The organism is Psychrobacter sp. ASPA161_6 (assembly GCF_051970285.1).
Classification (GTDB): domain Bacteria; phylum Pseudomonadota; class Gammaproteobacteria; order Pseudomonadales; family Moraxellaceae; genus Psychrobacter; species Psychrobacter glaciei.
In genome coordinates, this window is the sequence record NZ_JBEFNJ010000001.1 from 1357447 (window position 1) to 1371960 (window position 14514).

Sequence of the window (14514 nt, forward strand, 5' to 3'; positions counted from 1 at the left end):
CCTGTAGATTTAACTGCATGTAATAGCGGCAACCACTTTGCATGGCCTTGTCTACAATATCACCGATATCGCGGTATCTTAGCTTGATCGTGTCGTTGTAGTCTGTGTAGTGTCTAGTCATTAGTACCTCTTACGTGCTTATCGAATGCTTGATTAAAACTAACAGACAAATCGCGCTTAACTCTAGGTAAGTTTGGGTCCATTATATCAATGGTCGCCCTACCCGTAATACAAAACCATTCTTTACCGTCATAAACCATATCATGCAAACTAATCATGCTCATTGATCCGCCAGTGAACTCTACTTGTTTGCCTTTAAAGTTTCGCCGCAAGTAAGCCAATATTTCATCTTTAATCATTAGTAGCTACCTCCATACTCTTAGCTGTCAAATACCCTTGAATAAAAGTGCTGGCAATTCTCACACCGTCTCTTAACGTGCCAGCACTCATATCAATATGTGATAAATTATCGCGACCTATGTTGCGCAGTGCAATATCAAAACACTCGTTGCAGTAGTCTATGTTTTTACTTGATCTCGCTATGCTATTTGCTATCAATCGATGGTTAATTACAGTTGTTGCGAAATCTTGCCGTAGATCGTCTATCTCTTGTGGGGTTATGGTCATATCATCACTCATAAGGCACCGTCACATCATTAATATCTTGCTCATCAAACGCATCAAGATAGTTAAGATCAAAGCGCTGAGCTAAGGCGTATTTCTTACCATGACTTGCCAGCATCGACTGCCCCATTATACCAGTAACCTCATGATACTCCTTGTGATTATTGAGCATAAAACAAAACAAGTCGCCCTTCTCTGGCGTCCAGTTTGGCTTAAGTTTAATACGATCATCACCTTCTAGCGATATGTCGTAAGGCTCAACCAATGCCATTGAAGACAACTCCTCACTGGTGACAAACATACCGCCATCATGAAACGCGCCGCCTAAGCTATCAAGGATCAATACCATGGCGTGACCTAGCGGCTCATAGTCAATAGCATGTTCATCACTATTGCTGACCGTGCCAAGTCCTGACCATGTGACAAAATCACGGCTATCATCACCAGTATTGACTGGCAATACCACACGCCTGAAGGCAAAAACAGGTATCACCGACTGACTACGCAAGGTAATGATGCGATTGGTCAGAGCTTGCCCGCCTGCGACCAGCTCGTTTTCTATTCTTAAACTCACGTATTACCCCACTTACCTTGATAGGTATTAATCTCGGTTTGATATATCTCTTTAAAGTTGTCTGGCACACCTTTTTTGCCTATCTGCCCTTTCGCGTACTGGTAGCTGGCTCGTTCTGCTTGTGTCGGTTGATTGGGCGATTTGGCTTGCGCGCGTTTTTGCTCAGCCTTGATCTGTTTCTCAGCCTTAATCGCCGCTTGCTTAATCTTTTTCGACCAATGAAGGCGACCGTTCCAGTTGTTAAGCGCCTCAGTCTGCCTTGCTGCTTCACGCTCTAATTGCTTAGACGTTTGACGGTGAGGCTTGACCTTGTTGCTAGCCTTAGCGATATCATCTGTGGCATAGCCTTTCACCTTGGCGATCATGTGCGGACTCATCAGATGCTTCATGACGCGCAAAGCGTGCTTACAAGCCACACCCGTTAATTTAGGGTTACGGGTTGAGGGATAGCGGTTCTCATCGATACCAAAGTTATATTTACCCACAGTGGCAAGGTAGCGAAACCAATACCTATGACGCCCGCAATCGCAATCAAAGTTGATTTTGCCATCAATGACCGCTTTTTTAACATCGACCACACTAGGCGCACGGGTACGTCCTAGCAATAGCTCTGGATAGTCTAGTAATTGCACTGAGACATAATGATGGGTATCAGGACTGCCCACGCCAGCATTGGTGACAAACTTTATAATATTGCCTTGGCGCTTAAAGACGCTGGCTAGAAATATCTGAGTATTGGCGCGGTTGATATCCTCACGCCTTGACTGATTGATGACATCGGTTGGTGTTATGCCGCCTAAGAATTTGTTGGATGCTTTTTTGACGTTGGCAAGGTAGGCATCGAGCACCGCCGCATTCATGGTTTTCTTGAGCTCATTATTACGCTTGGTATCGCCTAACGTGAACTCTAATAGCTCGCTAGCACTGATACCAGCGCGGCTTTTGGCTGACTTGATAAGAGAGGCAAGCTGACGGTTATTTAGCCGCTCGCCTGCCTCAATATCTTGTAGCGTCTCCTTTAGGTACTTGTTATGGGTGCTGGCATGTTTGCGCTGATCGCCCACGCTTTTACCAGTACGCAATCGCCATGCCCTAAGCTCATCAAGGGTCATGTTATTGGTCTTGCGATCCTGCCAGCTTGTCGAGTCCTCGCGCTCTTCACTGAGATAATTGGTAGGCTCAGCCATTTAGTACACCATCTGTCAATCCGCTATTGGTATAAGTGCGTTTTATTTGAGCTAGGCTGGCTGGCAAGGGCAAGTAGATGCGCTTATTTGGTAGCGCCTCACCTATCCTATTCGTGCCAGCGCACAGCATGACGATATCCGCATCATCACGGTTGCCATAAGCGCGGTAGGCGATAAGCGTGGGGTCATGGGTTTCATCACGCCCTACGTCCCACACAATGAGCTTATCGTTACGCGCGCGGCGTACCAATAAGTCAACGTGAGATCGGACGGTATTTAAGTAGATATTATTTAGCATGTTAGCGCCTTGTTAGATAGCCGTAAGGTTATATTCTTTCCCATATATGTGTTGTGTGCAGCGGGTATATCTGTGGTCGCTGCCCTATCGCTTCAGTTGTCATGCCTTTTTGTCCAAACGTATCACCCACAGTATCGATAAAGCCATCGCTGTCATCGGTTGCAACAATAATTTTGCCGGTAATACGCCGCCAGTTGGTACTAACTCCTAGCAGCTCATCAAACAAAGGTTTTGGGTTTATATCGCTATGACTAAAGTACAAATAGCCAATAGGTAGTGCTGTATCAAGTAGTCGCTGCAAGCGCGGCGTGTCTAAATATTGGCTGTGTGGGTTCTGCGGACTTAAGTGATTCTCTACTACTGATAACGGCTTGTTGTAATTATTATTACTGACAACCGACACCTTAGCCGCGTCACTCTCGCTGAGTGAGATGCCGAACGAGGCCGCAAAATCCACAGTCTGGCATACAGTGAAGAACGGCATAGCATTTGAGCCAGCAATGGCAAATAGCAGATCACCTTCAGCAATCACACCCACTTCAAACACAGATTGATTGCTCGTTGCGGTAATATCGGCACTGAACCGTAGTACATGGCTTATCGGTTCAACACCGCCGCTAATGATAGGTGCTCTAGCCACTTCATTTGTTAGCGAAACCTCACTACCTGTAGTAGATCGCCTGCCCGCACCTACTGCTACGTGCGATAGTTTAACTGCACCGCTGGCAAGCGCCTGCCTGCCAGCATTGGTTATCTCAAAAACAATAGCATTAACCATGATTAGCGCCCCTTGGTTGTGCCAGACGAGTAATTATTGATAGTGACACTACCTTGTTTGATGTATCCTGCGAGACCGCCAGCAGCTGAGCCTAAAACTTTTAGCATGTCAGTATCTGTGCTCTGTATCTGACTACCATTTGCATCATAATATTTTTCTATATTGCCATCGGAGCCGGGCTGACCAAGGTTTCCACCATCACCACCTTTGTTTACGGCTATGTCAGCAGCGGTAATGACAGTTATGAATCTAGCCCCTTCGTTGTCACCTGACTGATAGCCACCTACGCCATTGCTACCACCTACGCCACCCTTATCCGTAGTGGCCGGTTGCGACATAACTAAATCACAACTAAGACTTCTACTTTGACCACTACCATTGTTTACTCTTATTTTGTGCTTTGTGCCTACAACAGAAGTTGAAGCATAAAATACATAGGGTTTATCAGCAGATGGCGAAGTGCTAGCACCAGTGCTATCTATAGTTGCATCCCCACCAACAGAAGAAACGCTGGCACTATTTACAAGAATAGCGTCTAACTCTCCGGTATAACTGGCTTTAACAGGGAATCTATCATCTTGTAGATACGCTAACAAAGAGGACTCGTTAGGACTGTTTAACCCTAGTGGCGCACCACCACCAGTACCGCCACCACCACCGTTTGTTTGATTACTATAATTATGGTTTTCAAAATTCTCATGTACCCATGCGCCCATACCACCACCGCCACCGCCGCCACCAGAAATCAGAGAGTAGTTCTCAACATTAATAGTTCGGCTTAGAGATTTGATAGCCGTACCACCGTTGCTACCAGCGACAGCCACATCTTGAGCAAACGGTAAATCATACTTATACACACCAAAGATTCGAGCACTGCGGCCACCATTGCCACCGCGCCCTAAAATACGACCACGGTTTTCAACAATAGGGTTGGTTGCGGCTGGCCAATTGGCACCTTCAGTTAAAGCAGGGGTTGCAGTGTTTGGCGCAATGATGTCCACGCCATCATCGACGATGAATCGAACCTTATCAGTGGAGGATGGGTAGCTACCGGACTGCGCTTTGTAATACTCTGCTAAATTAATACCACTGGTTGTTGATTGGCTGATGTGTAGCACAGTCTCCGTGTTACCAAGATCATTTATTGGCACGTTGATAGATAGGTTGGCTGGTGCTCCAACGGTTAGGCGCACATGCTTTTGCGATTCCACTTCGTTGTCGTCAGGCGTGGTGGTAAAATCGATTGTCGCACTGCCATTTTTTAAAATAACCGTGCCACTTTGGGATTTCTCAGGCGCAGTTATATCATTGCTGCCACTATTGAGCGCCCCCTCCTTTACTGTCCAGCTAAGTATTTGACCATCGGGGATATTGTTCGCTGTTACCGTAAAGCGTACCGCACCGCCCTCGGCTACCGATGTTTTATTAGAGGTTACTCTCCATACCGTCTCTATCACGTCATCAGGATTATAACGCTCAAAAATATGCTTGGTATAAAGCGGATAAGCGTTTGGGCGCTCACTGCTTCCTGCCAGCTCAGTCATACCTTTTTGACCTAGAGTCACACCCACGTCTTTGATGTAAGCATCATTAGGGTCTGTACCGACAATGATTCTACCTGCCAGCCTGCGCCAAAAAGTATTGATACCTAGCAGTTGATCGAACTTGGTTTTTGGGTTGGTTGTGCTGTTGGTGTGATGTAAATAACCGACTGGAAACATGACATCCAATAAAAGCTGAAAGCGACTTAATGCTACATATTGCGGGTGCGGGTTGGCGGCTGCTACATGATTCTGCATAAGTATGGTTGCTAATCCGCTATTGCTATCTATACTGACAGTAATATTACCTGCATTGATATCATCAATAGAGATGCCGAATGAGGCTACAAAAGCGATGTCAGGATAAACCGTGACAAGCGGAGTTGTATTAGATGCAGCAACAGCAAACAACACGCCTGTTCTAGTCAATATTCCCATCTCATATACTGGCGTTACTTCATTAGCATAAATAGTGCTAGAGAAACGCAAGGTATTGCCTACCACCTCCCCTGATACGATATCAGTGCGCACCGCCTCGTTTTTTAATGAAGTCTCATTACCAGTCGGCGTGTATTTACTTTTACCTACGGCTACGTGGGCTAAGTCGATAAGTATCTTGGTGTTGTCATTGATGGCTTGCAATGCGGCTTGCTTGCCAGCCTCGGTGATCTTAAAAATAATAGGGTCTGCCATCTCTTTTATCCATAACCGTTTAATTATGGTATTAGTGTAGCGTGTGCTGGCAAGTACGGTGGGCGGTGTTCCAGTGGTTAGATAATCTCTAATAACTGAACTGTTCGGTATTTCCGAACTATTGATAGCTGTGGTGTGGCTTAGACATTCACGTCCAACTTTAGACCAACTTTAGACCAACTTTAGACATTCACAGCTAAAGCATAGCTGCCAGCTCGTTTAAATCCTCCCATTGCTCTTTGTCCTTCACGCTACCGACAAACTCAGCTTTATTGACTGGTGAATAGCTTATCCGCTCCATAAAGCCAAAGGCGAAAGTATCCGCTAAATCGGGTGAGGTGATACCATCTTTTGCCATATCTTTTTTACTAACAATGCCCCAGCGTGAGCGCTCATCAAAGAAGTACGGTAAGCGGCTCATTTGCGTTTCCATATCCTTAATCATCTGGTACTGACTACGCACTTTGTCACTAACACTAAAGATGCCGCGCTCAACCGATTTTGCCATTGAGACATAGGCATGAGCACGTTTGTTGAAGTAAAGCGCTTTTAAATTATTGTTAAAACAAGGAACGCCCCAGTTGACCGTCTCAAAGTATAAGCCTTCGGACTTGAGTAATTGACATAAGCCCATGCCGGCGCCCATTGGATCAATAACCAGCGTTGCCCCTGCATACTCAGCCATGACGCTATAGATATTGGCTTTTAGCTCGTTAATATTTGCCCTATTGCTAAATAGCGGTATATCAACCACATGGACATGACGCTCAATACGCCCGTTATAGTCTTTATCAACAACTTTCATAACGGTGATAACGCTATGATCTCGCCCAACGTCCCCGCCGACATCGACTGTCACAATATAACCGTACTCATCGTCCTCAGTCACAGCAGGCTTACGTGCCAGCATGTTAGTGATCTCAGTACGAGTGAGTAAGTATTTGCCTTTGAGTTCGGGGAATAACCCACGTATGCGGATTAGATAGCCCGGATGATCGCGGCTGCCATACTGATACAATGCCTCGATCAGCTTTGTTTTGCTGACTAGTGGCGACTCTTCACCATTAAATATAAGATTTACCCATATACCGCCATTGGTGAGGCTCAGACTGTGGTGCGTGTCATAGAAAAACCCCGTGCTAGTGGCAGGCTGGCTTGTGAGTACGGCGCGGTTATTCTCATGCGTCAATGCACCAATAACGACTTCCATTACCTCGTCATCAATACCGGCAGCCTCATCGCCCCATACCATGTAATAATCACCATGTTGACCGGCAATGTTGGTAGGTGAATGCTTGGGTGCGGTTTTAGCGAACACAAACCACGTATCTTTAAAGTTTTTGATGTAAATTTTTTCAGCCAGTACGACCACAAAATCAGCTAGCCAGCCAAGCGACGGGTTGTTCTTTAGTCGCTGCAAACAGATATTAATCTCTTTCCAAACGACCGTGCGTAGCTGTCCAATTTGCGGGGCCGTAAACAACATGACTGATTCAGGATAAAAAAGTAGATGCCATAGGGCGACGATGCCAGCGCTGCGCGATTTTCCGGTACCATGACCAGATGCTACCGTGGTACGACTACCAGGCACGACAATAGATTGGAATAGTGTTTGTTGCTGCGGGGTCACACCTTGATTATTGGCATAAGTCATGCCCAGCGCTTCGACAGCAAAGCGCGTTATGTTGTAGCGATACCGCTTGCAAGCCTCTGCCCATTCAGGCAACTCATAAAGGTTTTCAATCACTCAAGGCCCTTAGATGCTAAATGGCATCATTTCAAACTCGCTATCGTCGTCGTCCTGCTCTTCATCGCTATCATCTTCAGGCTGGCGCGTTATCACATAGCCCCCATGTGCCTGTCTTGCCGCCCAAATAGCAAGAAGTACCGCGATATGCCCGTTATTCATACCCATACTGTCAAAGTCTAATGCTCGTCCGCGCTCGTCAAACTTGCGCGTCTGGATAACATTTTTAGGGTCGTAACGTGCCAGCGAGTCATCAATACTTAACAAGCCAGCCGCATTAGCCGCCTTGTAAGCACTCATAACTGTACTCATCTGCTCTTTTTCGTTAAACGCCATGCCCCAGTGACCAAAAAGGTTAGGCGTATCAGTAACGACAATCGTACTTTCTTTGGCTTTTGGCTGGTCTTTCCAGTGATCTTGCTTGGCGACCAGTATCTTGCCGCTGTCAGCCGATGTGACCGCAAGTATGCGTACTGGATCACCGTCGTAGCTTGCGGCTCTGGCATCAATGGTGATTAGATTGGGATTGGTAGGTTTGGCTGGCTTGGTGGTCACGGTTAATCCTTAATTTCAGTCTGAGTAATAACCCCAGTGTCAGGATCAGCATTAACCCGCGTATGGCGACCATGCGCTTTATCGATAACATCTGCCTCAATAACGACACCGTTTAAGGATTCAGGCGGGTCACGATGGCCTTGTACTGGTGGCAAGCCCGGCGGGATACTACCGTCCGGCTCTCCCGTATCGGTTATATCATCGTCAAGATGCCCTAATCCGACCACAGTAGGCTCAAGCCCAACCACCACACAATCAACCGTCGCTCCATGGATGTTTTTAATGCCAACATCGATCTTGTCCGGGTAAAGCGTGTTTTCGACGACCTTAAAATTCCAGTTGTCTTTAACGATAGACGTGCCAGCAAAGCCAAGCTCATAGGCCACGTCAAAACTACGTTTGCCTTCATGCGTCCAGTAGTTTACAAACTGCTTGGCAATGGATGAGGCAGCATGTGGATTGGGCGCAAAGAAGGCGATCTGACAACGATAAGCGATAGCAGCGGTACGCAGTTGCACCACACGCTGTAATGGGTCCGCTGGCACGATAACGTTTATCCAGTTAGCGTTAGGCTGAACAATATCGCGCTCAGGCGGTGATTCAATAGCACTAATGGCTGTCACCATCATAGGCAGGTAAACGGATGTGCCACTGTTGGTGGTATCGCCCATTGCCTTGGCATTCTCATTTTGCTGCACCGCTTTTAGCATGGCCTCAGCATCATCAACCATCTCAGATTTTGAGACGATGATAGCGCCCTCAATGCGGCGCGTTTTCCAGTCACGGATAGACTTTTGGCCAGATGGTGAGCACCACTGCCTAAAGTCCCTAAGCACCATGCCCCACGCCATTTGCATAGACTCAAGGGGTGATAGTAGTCTTTGATTGCTCATGAGTAGCCCTGCTTATTGTGGTTGAATAGATAAACGCGTTCACGCTCACGCCCCACATCCTTGTCTAGTGCACCCTGTTTATTCCAGATAGTTATAGTGTCGTCATTTTTGTAACGCGGGACTATATGTACATGAAGATGAAATACTGTCTGATCGGCATTAGCGCCTTTATTGACGATCAAGTTATAATCCTCATAACCTAAATCGTCTGCAATCATAGCGGCAAGCTGGAATGTCAAACCTGTGATAACTGGCTCATCGTTAGCGTCATTAACATGGATTACCGGTATAACAACCAGGTGTCCTTGCGTTATCGGATTGAGCGGTGTGAATGATAGGAAATCAAAGCCTTTTAGCCGATACTCTTCTATGTTTGCCGCCTGTATCTTGGAGTGATCGCAAAACACACAGCCAGACTTTTTGCTTCTAGCTCTAGCTTCATCAATGGTCATAAACATGCCAGCCCCTTAGTGTTTGCCAAATAAGAAAACGCGCTCAGTCTTACGCTCGCTATCCAAGTGCGTTTTTTTAGCGCTCTCAGTCGTGCGTAAATCTTTGTCGCTAGTATCTTGATCGTTAAAGCTATCCCATTGCGCAGTAATCTCGCTAAAAGGCACTGACGGGCAAATTAGGCTGTCAAAAATAGCTTCTTTACGGCTTACACGGCTGGCACGTATGTTATTTAAGCGCACCTCACGATTGATCGCCTCTTCTTGCGCGGCAACCACCTCATTTTGATAATGGTTAATCATGGCGTCCGACTGAATAGCCGTTAGTATGCTGTCGTACTGGTGGACAATGGCGGTCTCTAATGCCGACTTGATGGCAGATTGATGCGGTGTCATGCCAGCGATACTATCGAAGGCAAATTCACCCTCTTCTTGCTCGATGAATAGCGCGTCAAACAGTCCGTCACCGCGATTGGTGTTGTAGTTTGGCTGGCGCACAAAGTCATAGCCGTAAAAACCTGTGACATCGTATAACCCGCCAGCACCGCGCTTACGCATGACAGCACTAGAAAAGCCGCCTACCTTGTTTGCATATAGGCGCTCTGAGTATTTACCGCTGTCAGTGTCTAAAAATTCATGCTGAGTTGAGACGTTGCCGCTATTGTCAGCCGATAACTTGATGGTGCGAATAGCCGGTTCAATACGGATCGTTTCATTGGTATTAGGGTTTACCCAAACGTCCGGCGGATTCATACCAAAGCGTCCGCGCAATTCATGACCGTAATAGCCGTACATATCCCCGCTATTGACCAGTTCTTGAGTGCGACTTGAGTTGATGTTATCAACCATTGACTGAACGCTTACGTCTGATCTGTCTGTACCGATATCGGCTGAGCGACCACGATCACTTAAATTATAAGTAATCAGTTTTGTTTTCTTTGGCATGAAAAAAGCCCCTTAAATAAACGTTGTGAATACGTTTAGTTTAAAGGGCTTTGCTGTGGTGCTGGCTAGGGTGTTCCTAGATGGGTAAACCTAGATCGTTGAGCTTAATATACGCACTACCTTCACAATCCCTTAGCTCTTTGAGATAAGCGAGGTTGCCGATCATACGCTTAGCCTTATCCTCATCAGACTCATTCTGCCAGTCGTCAAAACGTTTTTGACTGCGAATGTCGCTTATCTTTTTAAGTGCGTCATCAAGCTCGCCAAGCGGCACTAATACCGATTCATTATTAACATCATCAAGCAAGATGATAGCCGCTTCATCCGTGCCAGCCAGTAACACTTGTATAGCCATAATATTATCCTTTATCCTTTAGGCTGGTGTACCAGCGTGGATAGTTGATTAAATGCCTAGCGCTATATTCATACCAGCGCAAGTAAAGAAAGCCCTATCATAATACAGAGCTTTCACTAATTAATAGGATTGTTTTATTTATTGCACAGCGATCTGTTTATTAACTTGGCAGCACTCCAGCCTTCGTCAAAATGACCAGAAATATACCTTGTAACCTCTGGGTTTAAGGCCTCTAATGCTGCTCTTACAGAGTTAAACCACTCTTTGCAATACACCATATGTACAGATAAGGCGTGGCTATTAGTCTCAAGGGCTACATAATTCATTGTATTTGATGGTTTCTGACGAATTAACATCATCTCATACACAAATGCCACTGCTTCGGGTAATAATGGCGTTGGTATCTGTGTTACCTTTTCATAACCAAAGTGATTGGCGACCATGGTATATACATCGCTGCGCAATGTATTGCCTATTGCTAACTTGTCACAAGCTGCAACGAGGGATTCTCGTTGTTTGGCATCGGTACGTGTGATTACTTCTCTATCAAGAATATCGAGCACCCATTTACGGAACTTCTTGGCGATATCGGTACGGGCGAACATGGCGAGTAAGTGGCAGCCGCGAAGGGAGAAGATTCGCGTCTTCATCATTACGTTACCTGTTTTTCTAACGGTCATCGAATCAATGACCGTTGTCATTCTTGTAGTAAACTCATCGAAATTACTATTATAAAGATTATTAACTGACTTGGTGCTTTTGTACCCAAGAGCCTTTGCAACTTCGCCAGAAGTTAACCATATTTGACCATTGCGCTGAACTGGGTTAAAATTAACTTCATTAAAGGTTAAGGTATTCATATTAATTTCCTTTGATTAGTAAATTAGCAGACTCATCTTCGAGGGTGGTGTCTGCTTTTTCTTGTCCAAAATTTAGCACTAACTGCATTTGCTTTTCCAGCTTATCTAAGCGCTCCTGCAAATCGGGTTTGATCTGCTTACCCAACATTGCTAAAGCTCTACCCGCATCACTAGCATTTTTAGTGGCTGCATCATAAGCGATAGATACCTTGTTGTATTGATACATCAAACTATTTTGACGCTGGTTAAGAATTTCGCTCATTCTATTAAATTCGTTTATATAAGCCTCCTTTAGTTTAGCGGCTTGCTTACCCGTAAATCCCATAACTAAGAATATCAAGCCGTCTTTGGTCATACTATAATGATCGGCTCTTTTTGTAGTCTTGTTTTGATGAACCCCGTTGCTATCAACGTAAGTCATTGATTCCATTACTAACTCAAAATTGAGTCTCATAAAATCACCTGAGCAATCTAATCGCTCTATATCCCTTATTACATTTGCATGACGCTTACCAAAAAACTTAGCGACGACTAATGACGTGGTTTTTGGAACTTCATTTTCGATTGATACTAATTCAAGTGGTAGCATCTTTATTGTCCTCCTGCTGCTTAATCATAGCTTTTTCGATATGATAATTAACTTCGGCGGTTAGTGTGCGGTGATTGATCTTAGCTTGCTCTGCTATCCAATCTTTCATTTCTTGCGAGCTAAAACGAAGCTTTAGCTGTGGTAGTAGACGACTTGGGTACATGCGTTGGTTTCCTTATATGGTAGTTTGGGTTAATATACATCCAGTAGGTATATATAAACATACCCACTGGATATGTCGCAATATTACGCCCATCAAATATTCTTGTCAATACCCAGTGGATAGTAAACATTATTTTTATTTGGATATTCTATATGAGTGACCAACATACAACCGTTCAGTACCAACTTAGGTTACCTCAAGAACTTAGAGATAAAATAAAAAAATCATCTGGCGAGCACAATCGTTCAATGAATGCGGATATCGTTGCTCGTTTAGAACAGTCTTTTGAAGCTAGTGCTGTGCTTACAGATATAAAGAAGGCGGATTATGAGGAATTGAAGCAAAATTTGACGCAAGACCTCAAAAAAGATATGAGACTTATAACCGAAGAGCTTAGCACTCTGATAGATAAATTCAATGAGTACAAGAGCGGCAAAAACCCTTGACCGTCAATTTGACGGTCAAGGGTTAAGCTATTGTTTTTAAAGCAAACGCAAAATTTCGTAGTGGTATTCAATCATTGAAAAACCCTTGTTTTCGACGAGGCGGTCAAATTGACCGTCTGGGATATGTCACCATCAATCCCACTCTTTTTCCTTGACCCTCGATATGAGGGTCAAGGGATAACCCTTTGATATTAAAGCAAACGTTAAAATTGAGTTTTGCAAATTAATCCCATAAAAACTCACTGCGCGAAATTGCGTAGTGAGTTGCATAATCGCAACTCGTTCACCAAAAGTGGTGAACGCTAATATCTAGCGAACCCTTTGTTTTCGCCGAGGTCATCGAATAAATGACCTCGCTGATAATAGTTTGTATTGGGCGTCAATACGGCGGACAACGTCCAAGAATTTCTAAAGGGTGGCATTTGAAATGCGACCCTTAAAGACTCTCGTTAATATTTTAGCCAGCGCAATTTTGCGTTGGCTAAAGCGATGTCCACAATCGCACATCACTCCTCAAATATGAGGAGTGCGTCTATTACACAGCCTACAGACGAAAAACCCACCGATTGATTGGTGGGTTTCTGCTTATACTGCGTACTATTTCTTTCTTATTTTCCTAAAGAACGATTTATTCATGACTAGCGTTTCGGTTTGTACTTTCTCTAATCCTATTTCATGCTCTAACATCAAATCCAGTAGAGCTATCTGATTAACCAGAATCAGGTTATGGCTATTCAGATTTTGAGCATACTCCTGTGCTGGCTTGGTAAAATCACTTGTAGTGATAAATATACCGTGATGACGCTCAGCATTAGGAGGAAAGCCACCAACGAAGTTACGCAACTCTCTGTTTGATATATTATTGGTCTCACTGTATTGCTTGGCTTGAATGTAATAAGTATGAATCTCGCCAGCGCCACAATCCTGAGTAACAATCCCGTCGATACCGCCATCGTTGCTTTTGCCTGTATGTCTTGCACTAATAACGCTATCAGGCGTATCTGATTTTTTATCTTCACTTATTAATGAGGTTTCAACAACCTTCAAGCAAAGATACTCAAACTGCAATGGGTTTAATTGAAACACCTCATCCAATATCATTCTTGGCGTCACTTTTACATGGTCATTCGCCGTAATGACATCAGCATAATTATTCATGAATACGGAAGTACGCCGCATTGTCTCATCAATCAAATGGTTGATGAGAGGATCACCCTGTGTCCCATAACAGACTTTATTAACCTCACGTAAAACTCGAAAACTCTTAGAATCAAATCTATCTAAGTTAGATTCGTATGCATTAGAAGGAACATCAGCATGACGGTGATTTGCTAAATTATCACCTGCCAGCCAAAAATAAATCTTACCAAATGGATCTATTTCTATTAAATTTTCAGGAGTAATCTTACTATCAAAAGCAATAAGGTGAACGGAGGATTGGCCTAAATTCGCTTCAATATTAAAAACTTCATCTTTTATAGCGCCAATAGCAACCAAGCAAGTTAGCATTACCTCACTCAGAGATTCATAGCATAGGTCAAGCATACCTTCATCTTCATCATCCGCATACATAGGGTATTCAGGATTTACAAAAGGCATTGTTAGATGCTCGTCTGTAAGACCTGCAATTTCTGCCACTTTTTTTTCAAATGCTTTGGATGTAATACCATTGGTTCGATTGCATAACTGCTTAATTGCCTGAATACCTGCGTTAAGTATGCCACCAAAGGGTGGCATATCTGAAGAATTTGTCATTAATCTACCTTTGATTTTTAATTATAAACAAAGTTTCAGTTGAAAAAACAAACCATAAGCGC

The 14514-nt window shown here is 44.4% G+C and carries 18 protein-coding genes; 1 reads left to right on the forward strand and 17 read right to left on the reverse strand.

What is annotated here, in order from left to right; genetic code table 11:
* Positions 1-113: 113 nt before the first annotated feature.
* From ACTQ9T_RS05550 to ACTQ9T_RS05625, 16 genes are all read right to left on the reverse strand, one after another.
* Entirely contained in the window at positions 114-359 is a 246-nt protein-coding gene (locus tag ACTQ9T_RS05550; protein ID WP_440464342.1) for a hypothetical protein, read from the reverse strand.
* Positions 352-639, reverse strand: a complete 288-nt coding sequence (locus ACTQ9T_RS05555; RefSeq protein ID WP_440464343.1) for a hypothetical protein — start codon at positions 637-639, stop codon at positions 352-354. Before ACTQ9T_RS05555 ends, ACTQ9T_RS05550 begins: the two co-directional genes overlap by 8 nt.
* Positions 632-1198, reverse strand: a complete 567-nt coding sequence (locus ACTQ9T_RS05560; RefSeq protein ID WP_440464344.1) for a hypothetical protein — start codon at positions 1196-1198, stop codon at positions 632-634. The genes ACTQ9T_RS05555 and ACTQ9T_RS05560 overlap by 8 nt, the downstream gene beginning before the upstream one ends.
* Complete coding sequence (locus ACTQ9T_RS05565) at positions 1195-2385, reverse strand: hypothetical protein (RefSeq protein WP_440464345.1); 1191 nt, start codon at positions 2383-2385, stop codon at positions 1195-1197. Before ACTQ9T_RS05565 ends, ACTQ9T_RS05560 begins: the two co-directional genes overlap by 4 nt.
* Positions 2378-2683 (reverse strand): hypothetical protein, encoded by a 306-nt coding sequence (locus ACTQ9T_RS05570; protein ID WP_440464346.1) that lies wholly within the window; start codon positions 2681-2683, stop codon positions 2378-2380. The genes ACTQ9T_RS05565 and ACTQ9T_RS05570 overlap by 8 nt, the downstream gene beginning before the upstream one ends.
* A 28-nt stretch (positions 2684-2711) precedes the next feature.
* On the reverse strand, positions 2712-3461 hold the full coding sequence (locus ACTQ9T_RS05575) for a hypothetical protein (protein WP_440464347.1): 750 nt from the start codon (positions 3459-3461) through the stop codon (positions 2712-2714).
* A 2-nt stretch (positions 3462-3463) separates the two neighbouring features.
* A complete protein-coding gene (locus ACTQ9T_RS05580) occupies positions 3464-5695 on the reverse strand; it encodes a hypothetical protein (protein ID WP_440464348.1) in 2232 nt (743 codons plus the stop codon).
* A gap of 196 nt (positions 5696-5891) precedes the next feature.
* Positions 5892-7442, reverse strand: a complete 1551-nt coding sequence (locus tag ACTQ9T_RS05585; RefSeq protein WP_440464349.1) for a hypothetical protein — start codon at positions 7440-7442, stop codon at positions 5892-5894.
* Between the two features lie 9 nt (positions 7443-7451).
* Positions 7452-7997: a hypothetical protein gene (locus ACTQ9T_RS05590; RefSeq protein ID WP_440464350.1), complete on the reverse strand. Its 546-nt coding sequence runs from the start codon at positions 7995-7997 to the stop codon at positions 7452-7454.
* A 2-nt stretch (positions 7998-7999) separates the two neighbouring features.
* Positions 8000-8890: a hypothetical protein gene (locus ACTQ9T_RS05595; RefSeq protein ID WP_440464351.1), complete on the reverse strand. Its 891-nt coding sequence runs from the start codon at positions 8888-8890 to the stop codon at positions 8000-8002.
* Positions 8887-9348, reverse strand: a complete 462-nt coding sequence (locus ACTQ9T_RS05600; RefSeq protein WP_440464352.1) for an HIT family protein — start codon at positions 9346-9348, stop codon at positions 8887-8889. The genes ACTQ9T_RS05595 and ACTQ9T_RS05600 overlap by 4 nt, the downstream gene beginning before the upstream one ends.
* A 9-nt stretch (positions 9349-9357) precedes the next feature.
* Positions 9358-10284: a hypothetical protein gene (locus ACTQ9T_RS05605; protein WP_440464353.1), complete on the reverse strand. Its 927-nt coding sequence runs from the start codon at positions 10282-10284 to the stop codon at positions 9358-9360.
* Positions 10285-10360: 76 nt separating this feature from the next.
* Complete coding sequence (locus tag ACTQ9T_RS05610) at positions 10361-10639, reverse strand: hypothetical protein (RefSeq protein ID WP_440464354.1); 279 nt, start codon at positions 10637-10639, stop codon at positions 10361-10363.
* A gap of 134 nt (positions 10640-10773) precedes the next feature.
* Positions 10774-11499: a BRO-N domain-containing protein gene (locus ACTQ9T_RS05615; RefSeq protein WP_440464355.1), complete on the reverse strand. Its 726-nt coding sequence runs from the start codon at positions 11497-11499 to the stop codon at positions 10774-10776.
* A gap of 1 nt (position 11500) precedes the next feature.
* Complete coding sequence (locus tag ACTQ9T_RS05620) at positions 11501-12088, reverse strand: Rha family transcriptional regulator (protein WP_440464356.1); 588 nt, start codon at positions 12086-12088, stop codon at positions 11501-11503.
* Positions 12075-12251, reverse strand: coding sequence for a hypothetical protein (locus tag ACTQ9T_RS05625; protein WP_440464357.1), 177 nt, complete (start codon positions 12249-12251; stop codon positions 12075-12077). The genes ACTQ9T_RS05620 and ACTQ9T_RS05625 overlap by 14 nt, the downstream gene beginning before the upstream one ends.
* A gap of 152 nt (positions 12252-12403) precedes the next feature.
* On the opposite strand from ACTQ9T_RS05625, the gene ACTQ9T_RS05630 reads away from it, so the two are divergent.
* Positions 12404-12697: an Arc family DNA-binding protein gene (locus ACTQ9T_RS05630; protein WP_440464358.1), complete on the forward strand. Its 294-nt coding sequence runs from the start codon at positions 12404-12406 to the stop codon at positions 12695-12697.
* A gap of 597 nt (positions 12698-13294) precedes the next feature.
* Here the strand turns inward: ACTQ9T_RS05630 and ACTQ9T_RS05635 are convergent.
* The gene (locus ACTQ9T_RS05635; RefSeq protein ID WP_440464359.1) at positions 13295-14452 is read right to left on the reverse strand and encodes a restriction endonuclease; all 1158 of its coding nucleotides are present in this window, start codon (positions 14450-14452) and stop codon (positions 13295-13297) included.
* Positions 14453-14514: the final 62 nt, after the last annotated feature.

What these genes read in the sequence shown, in the direction of transcription:
- ACTQ9T_RS05550 (WP_440464342.1), bottom strand. Translation starts at nt 359, where the DNA reads ATGATTAAAGATGAAATATTGGCTTACTTGCGGCGAAACTTTAAAGGC.
- ACTQ9T_RS05555 (WP_440464343.1), bottom strand. Translation starts at nt 639, where the DNA reads ATGAGTGATGATATGACCATAACCCCACAAGAGATAGACGATCTACGG.
- ACTQ9T_RS05565 (WP_440464345.1), bottom strand. Translation starts at nt 2,385, where the DNA reads ATGGCTGAGCCTACCAATTATCTCAGTGAAGAGCGCGAGGACTCGACA.
- ACTQ9T_RS05570 (WP_440464346.1), bottom strand. Translation starts at nt 2,683, where the DNA reads ATGCTAAATAATATCTACTTAAATACCGTCCGATCTCACGTTGACTTA.
- ACTQ9T_RS05575 (WP_440464347.1), bottom strand. Translation starts at nt 3,461, where the DNA reads ATGGTTAATGCTATTGTTTTTGAGATAACCAATGCTGGCAGGCAGGCG.
- ACTQ9T_RS05580 (WP_440464348.1), bottom strand. Translation starts at nt 5,695, where the DNA reads ATGGCAGACCCTATTATTTTTAAGATCACCGAGGCTGGCAAGCAAGCC.
- ACTQ9T_RS05595 (WP_440464351.1), bottom strand. Translation starts at nt 8,890, where the DNA reads ATGAGCAATCAAAGACTACTATCACCCCTTGAGTCTATGCAAATGGCG.
- ACTQ9T_RS05600 (WP_440464352.1), bottom strand. Translation starts at nt 9,348, where the DNA reads ATGTTTATGACCATTGATGAAGCTAGAGCTAGAAGCAAAAAGTCTGGC.
- ACTQ9T_RS05605 (WP_440464353.1), bottom strand. Translation starts at nt 10,284, where the DNA reads ATGCCAAAGAAAACAAAACTGATTACTTATAATTTAAGTGATCGTGGT.
- ACTQ9T_RS05610 (WP_440464354.1), bottom strand. Translation starts at nt 10,639, where the DNA reads ATGGCTATACAAGTGTTACTGGCTGGCACGGATGAAGCGGCTATCATC.
- ACTQ9T_RS05615 (WP_440464355.1), bottom strand. Translation starts at nt 11,499, where the DNA reads ATGAATACCTTAACCTTTAATGAAGTTAATTTTAACCCAGTTCAGCGC.
- ACTQ9T_RS05620 (WP_440464356.1), bottom strand. Translation starts at nt 12,088, where the DNA reads ATGCTACCACTTGAATTAGTATCAATCGAAAATGAAGTTCCAAAAACC.
- ACTQ9T_RS05625 (WP_440464357.1), bottom strand. Translation starts at nt 12,251, where the DNA reads ATGTACCCAAGTCGTCTACTACCACAGCTAAAGCTTCGTTTTAGCTCG.
- ACTQ9T_RS05630 (WP_440464358.1), top strand. Translation starts at nt 12,404, where the DNA reads ATGAGTGACCAACATACAACCGTTCAGTACCAACTTAGGTTACCTCAA.
- ACTQ9T_RS05635 (WP_440464359.1), bottom strand. Translation starts at nt 14,452, where the DNA reads ATGACAAATTCTTCAGATATGCCACCCTTTGGTGGCATACTTAACGCA.